The sequence below is a fragment of the Georgenia sp. genome (assembly GCF_054605595.1).
This window is the reverse complement of record NZ_JBTSDU010000106.1, coordinates 1-11,324: the sequence shown is the minus strand read 5'-3', so window position 1 is coordinate 11,324 and position 11,324 is coordinate 1. Positions and strand designations below refer to the sequence as shown.

At 73.9% G+C, this 11,324-nt stretch carries 12 protein-coding genes; 8 read left to right on the top strand and 4 right to left on the bottom strand.

From position 1 onward, the window contains the following. Positions 1-258, top strand: a 258-nt coding sequence (locus tag ACYC1Z_RS11700; RefSeq protein WP_461409706.1) for a hypothetical protein, incomplete at its 5' end; no start/stop codon positions are given. A 70-nt stretch (positions 259-328) separates the two neighbouring features. Here ACYC1Z_RS11700 and ACYC1Z_RS11695 read toward each other — a convergent pair. Further along, positions 329-1,057, bottom strand: a complete 729-nt coding sequence (locus ACYC1Z_RS11695; protein ID WP_461409705.1) for a helix-turn-helix transcriptional regulator — start codon at positions 1,055-1,057, stop codon at positions 329-331. 130 nt (positions 1,058-1,187) lie between these two features. Between ACYC1Z_RS11695 and folE the strand changes: the two genes are divergently transcribed. The 4 genes from folE to ACYC1Z_RS11675 are packed head-to-tail and all read left to right on the top strand — an operon-like array spanning position 1,188 to position 4,732. Then, entirely contained in the window at positions 1,188-1,832 is a 645-nt protein-coding gene (gene folE / locus ACYC1Z_RS11690; protein WP_461409704.1) for a GTP cyclohydrolase I, read from the top strand. Between the two features lie 41 nt (positions 1,833-1,873). Then, positions 1,874-3,121: an NAD(P)/FAD-dependent oxidoreductase gene (locus ACYC1Z_RS11685; RefSeq protein ID WP_461409703.1), complete on the top strand. Its 1,248-nt coding sequence runs from the start codon at positions 1,874-1,876 to the stop codon at positions 3,119-3,121. A gap of 1 nt (position 3,122) precedes the next feature. After that, complete coding sequence (gene folP / locus ACYC1Z_RS11680; protein WP_461409702.1) at positions 3,123-4,007, top strand: dihydropteroate synthase; 885 nt, start codon at positions 3,123-3,125, stop codon at positions 4,005-4,007. Next, positions 4,004-4,732 (top strand): pyrimidine reductase family protein, encoded by a 729-nt coding sequence (locus ACYC1Z_RS11675; protein ID WP_461409701.1) that lies wholly within the window; start codon positions 4,004-4,006, stop codon positions 4,730-4,732. Before folP ends, ACYC1Z_RS11675 begins: the two co-directional genes overlap by 4 nt. A gap of 32 nt (positions 4,733-4,764) precedes the next feature. Here the strand turns inward: ACYC1Z_RS11675 and ACYC1Z_RS11670 are convergent, their stop codons facing one another. Next, positions 4,765-5,223 (bottom strand): PTS sugar transporter subunit IIA, encoded by a 459-nt coding sequence (locus ACYC1Z_RS11670; RefSeq protein ID WP_461409700.1) that lies wholly within the window; start codon positions 5,221-5,223, stop codon positions 4,765-4,767. Then, on the bottom strand, positions 5,220-5,450 hold the full coding sequence (locus tag ACYC1Z_RS11665; protein WP_461409699.1) for a glucose PTS transporter subunit EIIB: 231 nt from the start codon (positions 5,448-5,450) through the stop codon (positions 5,220-5,222). Before ACYC1Z_RS11665 ends, ACYC1Z_RS11670 begins: the two co-directional genes overlap by 4 nt. A 254-nt stretch (positions 5,451-5,704) precedes the next feature. Between ACYC1Z_RS11665 and ACYC1Z_RS11660 the strand changes: the two genes are divergently transcribed. Then, complete coding sequence (locus tag ACYC1Z_RS11660) at positions 5,705-7,084, top strand: PTS transporter subunit EIIC (RefSeq protein ID WP_461409698.1); 1,380 nt, start codon at positions 5,705-5,707, stop codon at positions 7,082-7,084. 8 nt (positions 7,085-7,092) lie between these two features. Here ACYC1Z_RS11660 and malQ read toward each other — a convergent pair whose 3' ends face one another. After that, positions 7,093-9,240: a 4-alpha-glucanotransferase gene (malQ, locus tag ACYC1Z_RS11655; RefSeq protein ID WP_461409697.1), complete on the bottom strand. Its 2,148-nt coding sequence runs from the start codon at positions 9,238-9,240 to the stop codon at positions 7,093-7,095. Positions 9,241-9,443: 203 nt separating this feature from the next. Between malQ and ACYC1Z_RS11650 the strand changes: the two genes are divergently transcribed. Both ACYC1Z_RS11650 and ACYC1Z_RS11645 read left to right on the top strand, forming a co-directional pair. Beyond that, positions 9,444-9,863 (top strand): globin, encoded by a 420-nt coding sequence (locus ACYC1Z_RS11650; RefSeq protein WP_461409696.1) that lies wholly within the window; start codon positions 9,444-9,446, stop codon positions 9,861-9,863. A 54-nt stretch (positions 9,864-9,917) separates the two neighbouring features. Then, entirely contained in the window at positions 9,918-10,970 is a 1,053-nt protein-coding gene (locus tag ACYC1Z_RS11645) for an acyl-CoA thioesterase (RefSeq protein WP_461409695.1), read from the top strand. The last annotated feature ends 354 nt before the right edge of the window (positions 10,971-11,324 follow it).

The window sequence follows — 11,324 nt, the reverse complement described above, 5'->3', positions numbered from 1 at the left end:
CCTTACTTCGACGCCCTCGAACGGGTGTGGACCGCACGGACCAACGAGATGGCGCAGAACATCGTCATCGGCCTCTACCCCGGCCGGCTGGCCGGGCTGGCGCAGCGGCACGGCGTCGACGTCGTCGCACGCACCCAGCAGTGGCTGGACGAGCACCCTGCAGCGGCGCCCGCGCTGCGGCGCCTGGTCATCGAGGCGCTCGACACCGCCCGCCGGGCCGTGCGGGCGCAGGAGGCGGATCGCCGGCTCGGGGCCTGACGCCGGGCGCGAGCCGCCACCTGGCCGGCGGCGGGCCCCGGCGCGGTCCGGGCGGGCGTCGCCTCATGCCTCAGACGTCGGCCCGTCCGGGTGTCAGCCGCACGCAGCACCGACCGGCCCCGGGGTCGGCGAGGACCCGCACGTCTTCGTCGGCCCCGGCGCACATGCCGTCGACCAGGGAGCCGTGGAGCGCGCACACCAGCTCCGTGTGCCGCGCGGCGAGCTGGTGGAAGGGACAGTTGCCCATCACCGTGGTGCCGCCGTCCGCGCGGGGCTCGTATCCGCCGTCCACGAGCGCGCGCTCCAGCGTCCCGGCGGTCTGCCCCGCCGCCCGGCCGACGTCGTGCGCGAGGCGCAGCAGGATGTCGCGGACCGGGCCGGCGCCGGCGTCGGCCTCCTCGACGGCCTGGGCCAGGAGCTCGGCGGCCAGCCCGTACCGGCGCTCCGGCACGGAGACGGCGAGCTCGGTGTCGGCGCGTCGGTACAGCTTGGCGGGCCGGCCGGCGCCGGGGCCGGTGCGTCCGCCCAGGCGGCGGAACTCGACGTCGACCAGACCGGCCTCGGCGAGCCGGTCCAGGTGGAAGGCGGCGGTGCTGCGGCTCAGCCCGAGTGCCTGGGCGGCCGCGTCACGGCTGACGGGCTCGGTCGCTGCGGAGACGAGCTCGTGCAGCGCCCGGCGCGTGGGGTCGTCGAGCGATGCCACCGCGGCGACGCAGTCCGCGCGCGTCGCCGGCTCCGGCGGGGCCGTCGTACCCTCGTGCGGGCCCTGGCCCCTCGCGCCCGCCTCGTGGCTTGTCATGGTGCCAGCCTACTCCTCTAAAACTGCGATCTATTGACTCTAGAAAGATCCGGGTCTACCGTCGCCACAACGCGAGGAGATCTGTGATGGCGGGAGCCGAGAGCGAGACGGCACGGGTGGGACCACGGCGATGACCACCACACTCACCGACGTCCGCCAGGCGACGGCCGAGTCCCCCGCGCTCGCCACCCGGCACCCGGGCGTCGACACCGCGGCCGCGGCGGACGCCGTCGCCCGCCTGCTCGTGGCCCTCGGCCGCGACCCGCGGGACCCGCACCTGGTCGAGACGCCGCGCCGCGTCGCGCAGGCCATGGCCGAGATGCTCACCCCACAGCCGTTCACCCTGACGACCTTCCCCAACGACGAGCACTACGACGAGCTCGTCGTGGTACGCGACATCCCCTTCCACTCCCTGTGCCGCCACCACCTCCTGCCGTTCCACGGCGTCGGGCACATCGCGTACCTGCCGGGCGAGCGCATCGTCGGCCTGTCGAAGCTGGCCCGCACGCTCGAGCACCACGCCCGCGACCTGCAGGTCCAGGAACGCCTCACCCAGCAGGTCGCGAACACGCTGCGCGACCACCTCGTCCCGCGCGGCGTCGGCGTCGTCCTGGTGGCCGAGCACGAGTGCATGGCCCTGCGCGGGGCACGCGTACCCGGCACCAAGACCGTCACGAGCGCGGTCCACGGCCGGCTCGCCGAGGACCCGCGCACCCGGGCCGAGTTCCTCGCCCTGGTCGGGCTGCCCACGGGGGCGGCCGCGGCCAGGATGTGAGCCGTGGGCAGCTCGCCCCGGCAGAGACGAAGGAGAAGGCCATGTCCCAGACCCACGTCATCGTCGGTGGAGGGCTCACCGCCGCCAAGGCCGCCGAGACGCTGCGCGCGGAGGGCTTCGACGGCCGCGTCGTGGTCCTCGCCCAGGAGAGCGAGCGGCCCTACATCCGCCCACCACTGTCCAAGGGCTACCTGCTGGGCACCGAGGAGCGCGCCGCCGGGTTCGTCCACCCGGGCGACTGGTACGCCGAGCACGACGTGGAGCTACTGCTCGGCCGCACCGTCACCGACCTGGACCCCACCGCCCGCACCGCCACGCTCGACGACGGTGCGACCCTCGCCTACACCAAGCTCCTGCTGGCCACCGGCTCCGCGCCGCGCCACCTCGGCGGGCCGGGCACGCCCCGGCTGCGGGGCGTGCACCACCTGCGCACCCGCGCCGACTCCGACGCGCTGCGCGCCGCCCTCGCCGACGGCGGACGCCGGGTCGTGATCATCGGGGCGGGCTGGATCGGGCTGGAGGTCGCCGCGGCGGCACGCACCTACGGCAACGACGTCACCGTCCTGGGCCGCGAGAACGTGGCGCTCGAGGGGGCGCTGGGCACCGAGCTCGGCGCCGTGTTCGACATGCTCCACCGCGAGCACGGCGTCAACCTGCGCATGCGGGCCGTGGTCCGCGACCTCGTCGACACCCTCGGCACCGTCACGGCCGTCGCCCTCGCCGACGGCGAGCGGGTCCCGGCCGACGTCGTCGTCGTCGGCATCGGCGCCGTCCCGGTGACGGACCTCGCCGAGCGGGCCGGTCTGGCGGTGGACAACGGCGTCGTGGTGGACGAGCACCTGCGCGCCTCCGTGCCCGACGTCTTCGCGGCCGGCGACGTCGCGAGCGCCTTCCACCCGGTGCTGGGGCACCACCTGCGCATCGAGCACTGGTCCAACGCGCTCAAGCAGGGGCCGGCGGCCGCGCGCTCGATGCTGGGCGCGACGGTCGCCTACGACGAGGTGCCGTACTTCTACACCGACCAGTACGACCTGGGGATGGAGTACTCCGGCTACGGCGAGCTCGCCGCCGGGGCGGAGGTGGTCTACCGGGGCAAGCGGGTGAGCCGGGAGTTCATCGCGTTCTGGTTGCGCGAGGGACGTGTCGTGGCCGGCATGAACGTCAACGTCTGGGACGTCAACACCGACATCGAGGCGCTGATCCGCTCCGGCGCCGTCGTCGACCCGGGCCGTCTGGCCGACGAGAGCGTCCCGCTGGACGCCATCCTCGCCGGTGTGGGAGGTTCGTGAGGTGCTGCCCACGCTGACCGCGGCCCGCCGCCGCATCGGCGCCCGCACGTTCGACTTCGACCGCGAGATCGCCGTCATGGCGATCGTCAACCGCACCCCCGACTCCTTCCACGACCGGGGCGCGACGTACGCCCTCGACCGGGCGGTGGCGCGGGCACGGGCCGCCGTCGACGAGGGCGCCGACTGGGTCGACGTCGGCGGCATGCCCTTCTCCCCCGACACGCCCCTGCTGAGCGAGGCCGAGGAGCTCGACCGGGTGCTGCCGGTGGTGGCGGCGGTGCGCGCCGGCTCCGACGTCGTGATCTCCGTCGACACCTACCGGCCCGCGGTGGCGCGGGAGTGCCTGGCGGCCGGCGCCGACGTCGTCAACGACACCTCCGGCCTGCGGTCGGCGGAGATGGTCGAGGTCGTCGCCGGCACCGGGGCCACGGTGGTGATCGCGCACTCCCTCGCGGAGCCGCACATCCACCACCCCCGCCCCGTCTACGACGACGTCGTCGCCGAGGTCGCCGCGTTCCTGCGCGCGCGGGTCGAGCGCGCCTACGCCGGCGGCATCGGCCCCGAGCAGATCGTCATCGACCCCGGCCACGACCTGAACAAGAACACCCGCCACTCGCTCGAGCTCACCCGGCGTCTCCGCGAGATCACCGACGTCGGGCTGCCCACGCTCGTGGCCGTGTCCAACAAGGACTTCATCGGCGAGACGCTCGGCCGCGAGCGCGATGAGCGCGTGCCCGGCTCGATCGCCGTCGCCGCCATGTGCGCCCTGGCGGGGGCGCGGATCATCCGCGCGCACGACGTCGCCGCGACGGTGGACGCGGTCCGGATGGCCGAGGCGGTGCTCGGGCTGCGCGAGCCCGCCGCCGTGCACCACAACGTGGGGTGAACGTGTTCGACGACGCCCCGCCCCTCGACGAGACCCGGCTCCTGGAGCGCTACGCGGTCCCCGACCGCGCACGGCGGCACGTGCGGGTGAACTTCATCTCGAGCCTCGACGGCGCCGTCACGCACGGCGGGGTCTCCGGGCCGCTCAACGACGCCGCCGACAAGCAGGTCTTCGACCTGCTCCGCCGGCTCAGCGACGTCGTCCTGCTCGGCGCGGGGACGCTGCGGGACGAGGGCTACTCAGGGCTGCGGCTCGACCCGGGCGACGCGGCGTGGCGGACGGCCCGCGGCCTGCCACCGCACCCGGTGCTGGCCGTCGTCTCCGCCCGGCTCGATCTCGACCCGGCCTCGTCACCGTTCGCCGACGCCCCGGTGCGCCCCGTCGTCATCACGCACGCGGGCTCGCCCGAGGGCCGACGCCGCGAGCTGGGCCGGGTGGCGGACGTCGTCGTGGCCGGGCCCGGGCCGGTGGACCTGGCCATGGGCCTGGCCGCCCTGACGGACCGCGGGCTGACGCAGGTGCTGTGCGAGGGCGGCCCACACCTCTTCGGTGCGCTGATCGCCGCCGACCTCGTGGACGAGATGTGCCTGACGATCAGCCCGGTGCTGGAGGGTGGGGACGCCGGCCGGGCCGCGACCGGCGGCGCGCAGGCCACGCGGGCGATGCGGCTGGGGCACGCCCTCACCGCGGGCGACATGGTGCTGCTGCGCTACCTGCGGGCCTGAGCCGGCGGCTGCGGGCCTGAGCCGGCGGCGCGTCAGGCCCAGCGGAGCAGCAGGTCCCCGGCGGTGATGGCGGCGCCCGGGGCGGCGGCGAAGTCGAGCGCGTCGGCCCTCGCCTCGAGCGCGATGACGGGGGTGACCGGCGATCGGCCGGACTCGAGCACCTGCCGGGGCGACCAGGTCGCCAGCCGCTGCCCCGCGGCGACGACGTCCCGCTCGGCCACGTGCAGGGTGAAACCCGCCCCGCCGAGCTGGACCGTGTCCAGGCCGAGGTGCACGAGGAGCCCACGGCCGCCGTCGCCCAGGAGGACGAAGGCGTGCGGGTGCAACTTCGTGACGGTCCCGGCGACCGGGGCGAGGACGTCCACGGTCTCGGCGGCGCCGGGGTCCACCGCGATCCCGGGTCCGACCATGGCGCCGGAGAACACCGGGTCCGGCACGTCCCCCAGCGCCAGCACCGTGCCGGTGAGCGGGGCGAGGACCGGCAGGCTCAACGCAGGTCCTCGATGTCCTCGGCGATCGTGTCGGCCTGCGGTCCCACCACCACCTGCACGGCCGTGCCCTGCTGGACCACGCCGAAGGCACCGGCGGCCTTGAGGCCGGCCTCGTCGACCTTCGCCGGGTCCTCGACCTCGACCCTGAGGCGGGTGATGCACGCCTCGAGGTCACGGACGTTCGCGTCGCCGCCCAGTGCCGCGAGAATCTCCTCAGCCTTGCTCATCGTGTGCTCCTCCATCACGGCTCCGCCGTGCTCCTGGGGCGAGACTCCCCGCCGTGCGCCGTCGGACGCCCGCGCCGGGCCCGGCGGGCCCTGCCATCCTGATGACACCGCCCGCGGGCGGGCCGTGTCAAGGCGCCGCGCGAGGCCGTAGGACCAGTATCCCCCGACCGGGGCCCGGTCCGGTCTTCCTTGACACGGATCCCGCCGGACGATTCAGTGACCGGATCACCCGAGCCGCCCCGAACGGAGCAACGATGTCCTCCTCGGCGCCAGCAGCCACGCGGCCCCGCCGCACGCTTCCCGGTTTCTCCCAGGCCCAACGCGTGGGCCGCTCGCTCATGCTGCCGATCGCGGCCCTGCCGGCCGCCGGCCTGCTGCTGCGGTTCGGCCAGGCCGACATGCTCGGTGCCGAAGGGGTGGCGAGCTGGTCGGGCTTCGGCTGGGTCCAGCCGGTCGCCGACGTCCTCAACGCCGCGGGCAACGCCCTGTTCTCGAACCTGGCGCTCATCTTCGCCGTCGGGGTGGCGATCGGGTTCGCCAAGAAGTCGGACGGGTCGACGGCGTTGGCCGGGCTGGTCGGGTACCTGACGTTCGACAGCGTGCTCGTGGCGCTCGCGCCCTACTTCGGCAGCGGCGCCGAGGGCGAGGAGACGATCAACTACGGGGTCCTCGGCGGCATCACGATCGGGATCATCGCCGCGCTGCTGTGGCAGCGGTACTACCGCACGAAGCTGCCCGACTACCTCGCGTTCTTCGGCGGCCGGCGCCTCGTCCCCATCCTCACGGCGTTCGTCGCCGTCGTGGTGGCGGTGCTGTTCGCGCTCGTCTACCCCGCGTTCGACGTCGTCATCGGCGGCTTCGGCACCTGGGTGACCGACGAGGGCAACACCGTCCTCGGCGGCTTCGTGTTCGGCACGGTGAACCGCCTGCTCATCCCGTTCGGCCTGCACCACCTGCTCAACAACCTGCCGTGGTTCCAGTTCGGGGAGTTCACCAACACCGCCACCGGCGAGGTGGCGCAGGGCGACATGTTCCGCTTCTTCGCCGGGGACCCCACGGCCGGCACGTTCATGGCGGGCTTCTTCCCGATCATGATGTTCGCGCTGCCGGCGGCGGCGGTGGCGATCTGGCGCACGGCGCTGCCCGAGCGGCGCAAGGTCGCCGGCGGGATCATGCTCTCGATCGCGCTGACGTCCTTCCTCACCGGCATCACCGAGCCGCTGGAGTACGCCTTCGCCTACGTGGCCTTCCCGCTGTTCGCGGTGCACGCGGTCCTCACCGGGACGTCCCTGGCGCTGGTGAACGCGCTGGGCATCAAGGACGGCTTCACCTTCTCCGCGGGCGCCATCGACTACCTGCTGAACTTCGGCATCGCGACGAGACCGCTGCTGCTCATCCCCATCGGCCTGGCCTACGCCGTCGTGTACTACCTGCTGTTCACGTTCGCGATCCGCCGGTTCAACCTCATGACGCCGGGCCGGGAGGTCGACGGGGCGCCCGGCTCCGCCGCGCCGTCGGTCTTCGACGAGGCGCAGGAGGCCGCGGCCATCTCCACCGGCAAGCGCGCCACCGAGGCGAAGGATCCCGGGCGCCACGAGGTGCCCCCCTCGCGGGGGGAGGGGGACACCGCGTGAGGTGGCGGTCAGGCGAGCCGGTCGTCCTCCCCCAGCGCCGCACGCACGGCGGCCACCAGGGAGAGCAGCCGCGCGGTGCCGGGCAGGTCCTCCACCAGCACGACCTGCTCCGCGCCGTCGGCCAGCGGTAGGCGCCAGTTCGGGTACTCCGTGTCCGTGCCGGGCTGGTTCTGCGCCCTGCGCTCGCCGACGGCGTCGGTGAGCGAGACCCCCACCAGCACGGCGGGGGTGCGCACGACGTAGGCGTGCAGCGCCTCGATGACCTCCCGCTCGGTGGGGTCATCGCCGATCAGGCCGTGCTCGCGCAGCCGGGCGAGGGTCCGCCGGCGCTCGGTGCGGGCCTCGAGACGGACCTTCTCGACCGGCTCCGTGAGCACGCCGAGGCGTTCGCGCAGGTCCACGTGCTCCTCGGCGAGGTAGCCGGCGGCGGGCGGCAGGTCGTGGGTGTCGACGGTGGCGAGCACCAGCCGCCGGTAGGCGTCGGGCTGAAGGGGCCGGCCCTGGGCGTCCTTCTCGAACCACAGCACCGAGGTACCGAGCACGCCGCGTTCGGCGAGGTAGCCGCGCACCCAGGGCTCGACGGTGCCGAGGTCCTCGCCGATGACGACGGCGCCGGCCCGCTCGGCCTCCAGGAGCAGCACCCCGACCATCGCCTCGTGGTCGTAGCGCACGTAGGTGCCCTCGTCGGCGCTCATGCCGTCGGGGATCCACCACAACCGGAACAGCCCCAGGATGTGGTCCACGCGCACGGCGCCGGCGTGCCGCAGCACGGTTCGGGCCATGTCCCGCAGCGGCGCGTAGGCGGCGCGGGCGAGCGCGTCGGGCCGCCAGGGCGGCTGGTGCCAGTTCTGGCCCTGCTGGTTGTACATGTCGGGCGGCGCCCCGACGCCGATGCCGGTGGCGAAGACCTCCGGGGTGGCCCAGGCGTCGGCGCTGTCCGGGTGCACCCCGACGGCGAGGTCGTGCATGACGCCCAGCCCCATGCCGGCGTCCTGGGCGACCTGCTGGGCGTGGGCCAGCTGTTCGTCCGCCACCCACTGCAGCCACGCGTAGAAGTCCACCCGGTCGGCCAGCTCGCGCCGGGCCCGGGCGACGAACGGGGTCCGGGCGTCGGCGAGGTCGGTGGGCCACTCCAGACCCTGATGGCGCTCGTGCAGGGCGCACCACAGGGCGAAGTGCTCCAGCCCCTCGCCCTCCCCGGCCCGGAAGCGGTCGAAGGATCGCTGGCGGGACCGGGTCCGACCGGCGGCGTGGACGATCTCCAGGGCGCGACGCTTGGCGGCCCACGAGGCGTCCCGGTCGATGGAGTCGTTGGTGGTGTTCGCCGGGCGGACCTCCTCGGCCGCCCACTCCACGAGGGCGCGCTGGGGCCCGGGCAGGTACGCGACCTCCTCGATCGCCTCGGGCCGGACGTAGATGGGGTTGACGAACCGCCGGGTCACCGGGAGGTAGGGCGACGGCGTCATGTGCCCGGTCGGCTCCGCCGCGTGCAGGGGGTTGATCAGCAGGAAGTCGGCGCCGAGGTCGCCGAAGAAGCTGGTGAGCTCGGTGAGGTCGGCCAGGTCGCCGGTGCCCCAGGAGCGCTCCGAGCGCACCGAGTACAGCTGCGCCATGACGCCCCAGCCCCGCCGGGTGACCAGTGCCGGCTCGGCGAGCCGGGCCGGGGTGACCGCCAGCGGTGCACGTGCGGTGTCGCCGTCGTCGAGGACGGCGACGATCTCGTGCCACCCGGTGGGCAGGTCGGCGGGGAGCACGAACGTGGCCCGGCCGAGCAGCGTGCCGTCGACCTCGCGCGGCGGCACCCACACGTCCTTCTGTGCGAGCGGCCAGGTCCCGCCGTCCTCGGTGCGGACGGCGACGTCGACCGTGGCGCCGTCCGGCACGTGGACCGGAAGGTCGGTCTCGCGGCCGTGCCGGACCACGACCGACGGCGGCAGCGGCGAGCGCCAGGGGCCCAGCTCGTGCTCGGCGAGGGCGTCACGGACCTCGCCCTCGGTGCCGCAGGGCACGCCGAGCGCGGTGAGGACGGCGGCGATGGTGGCCGAGCTGACGATCCGGTGGTTCCCGGTGAAGTCCCAGAACTCGGTGGCGACGCCGTGCGCGTCGGCCAGGGCACGCAGTTCCTCGCTGGGCAGCGGCGGCGCGGCGTCCGTCATCTCGCTCCTCGGTCAGGTCGGGCCACCGTGGGCGGTGGCTTGCCGACCTGATCCTTTCACCCTCGGCGTGCCACGCCGGGGAGGCGCGTCAGAGTCGGCCGATCTCCTCGGCGAGGTCGTCCGCCTCGGGCCCGATGACGGCCTGGTGTCCGCGACTGCGACGGGTCGGCCGGCTCCCCCGACCGCGATGCGATGATGGGCGGGTGAGCACGGATCCTGCGGTCGAGACGCCCTCCCTCTTCGCGCGACTGGGCGGTCACGAGACCTTCACGAACCTGGTGCACCGGTTCTACCAGGGGGTGCGCGCCGACGAACTGCTCGCCCCCATGTACCCGCGGGACGACTGGGACGGCTCGGAGGAGCGGCTGCGGACGTTCCTCGAACAGTACTGGGGCGGGCCGACCACCTACTCGGACCGGCGCGGCCACCCGATGCTGCGCCGTCGGCACCTGCCGTTCGCGGTCACGCCGGAGGCCCGCGACCGGTGGCTCGCCCACATGCGCGTCGCCGTCGACGAGCTCGGGCTCGACCCCGAGCTGGAGCACACGCTGTGGGACTATCTCGTGCGTGCCGCGCACGCGATGGTCAACGCCGACGGCCCGGAGCGCCCCGCCCTGACCTGACCGTCCCCAGACCCAGCACCCAGTCCTCAGTCCTCAGCACTCAGGAGATAGAGCATGTCCGAGCCCACGCCTGCCCGTCCCGCCGGCCCGGGCAACGCCGGGGCCCGCGAGCGCGAGTACCTCCCGGTCCCGCAGACCGACGCCGAGCCGATGGCGTCCGTGCTCCGCACGCTGCGGCTCGAGCGGCTGGGTGAGAACGAGTTCGTAGGCACGTCACTGCCGCAGATCAACGGCCGGATCTACGGCGGCCAGGTGCTCGCACAGTCGGTGCTCGCCGCGGCGGCGACGGTGCCCGACGACGGCGACGGGGAGCGTGCGCTCCACTCCGTCCACGGGTACTTCCTGCGGCCGGGCAAGCTCGACGCGCCGGTCACGTTCGCGGTGGAGCGGCTGCGGGACGGGCGCAGCTTCTCCTCCCGGCGCACCCATGCCGTCCAGGACGGCAAACCCATCCTGTCCCTCATCAGCTCCTTCCAGGAGCGGCAGCCCGGGCGGGACCATGCCGAGTCGGCACCCGCGGCACCCGATCCGGAGTCCCTCACCAGCGCGGTGACGCTGTTCAACGCGCTCGACCACCCGGTCGCGAAGTTCATGTCCTCCGTCGCGGCGTTCGACATCCGCCACGTGGGTGAGAGCGTCTACTTCGAGCCCGCCCGCGAGCGTACGGACGCCCAGATGCTCTGGATGCGCGCCCGGACGCCGCTGCCCGCGGGTCTCACGCAGCTGCAGCAGCGCGCCCTGCTCGCGTACGCCTGCGACCAGGTCCTGCTCGAGCCGGTCCTGCGCCGGCACGGGCTGAGCTGGCGCACGAAGGGCCTGAGCGTGGCGAGCCTGGACCACGGCATGTGGTGGCACCGCGACGTGACGGTGAACGAGTGGCTGCTGTTCGTCCAGCACTCACCGAGCGCGCAGGGCGGCCGGGGCCTGGGGATCGCGAAGGTGTTCGACCGGTCCGGGGCGCACGTGGCGACCATCGGCCAGGAGGGGATGATCCGGGTGCCCGAGGACGCCGAGGGGGCACTGCGCGCCGCACTGACGAGCACATCGGGGACCGGCGTGCTGGGCGTCGGTGGCGACGAGAAGTGGCAGCGCCCCTCGCTGCGCTGACGCCGTTCCCGGTGGCCGCCCGGACAGCGCGATGAGGCCGGAGCTGCCCGGGTGGGACAGCCGCACTCCCGCCCGACCCTGACCGCGTGACCGGTGCGGATCCTGACGGCGACACGCAGCACGTCGCCAAGGCAGCCCGGGAGCCCTCCAAGGAGATCGGCGAGGTGGTCCGAGATCAACGGCCGGTGCACCGGGCCGTGCCATCTCGCTGCGCCCCACTGTCCCGTTTGACGCCGACCGGGACCACCGCCATACTCGTGGAATCGATTACGTAATCGATTACATCGGGTACTGGCAACAATGACGCGGAGCAACGGGGCAGGCGGAGTCGATGGCGACCAACAGGGATGTGGC

What these genes read in the sequence shown, in the direction of transcription:
- ACYC1Z_RS11685 (WP_461409703.1), top strand. Translation starts at nt 1,874, where the DNA reads ATGTCCCAGACCCACGTCATCGTCGGTGGAGGGCTCACCGCCGCCAAG.
- ACYC1Z_RS11695 (WP_461409705.1), bottom strand. Translation starts at nt 1,057, where the DNA reads ATGACAAGCCACGAGGCGGGCGCGAGGGGCCAGGGCCCGCACGAGGGT.
- ACYC1Z_RS11665 (WP_461409699.1), bottom strand. Translation starts at nt 5,450, where the DNA reads ATGAGCAAGGCTGAGGAGATTCTCGCGGCACTGGGCGGCGACGCGAAC.
- malQ (WP_461409697.1), bottom strand. Translation starts at nt 9,240, where the DNA reads ATGACGGACGCCGCGCCGCCGCTGCCCAGCGAGGAACTGCGTGCCCTG.
- ACYC1Z_RS11645 (WP_461409695.1), top strand. Translation starts at nt 9,918, where the DNA reads ATGTCCGAGCCCACGCCTGCCCGTCCCGCCGGCCCGGGCAACGCCGGG.
- ACYC1Z_RS11660 (WP_461409698.1), top strand. Translation starts at nt 5,705, where the DNA reads ATGTCCTCCTCGGCGCCAGCAGCCACGCGGCCCCGCCGCACGCTTCCC.
- folE (WP_461409704.1), top strand. Translation starts at nt 1,188, where the DNA reads ATGACCACCACACTCACCGACGTCCGCCAGGCGACGGCCGAGTCCCCC.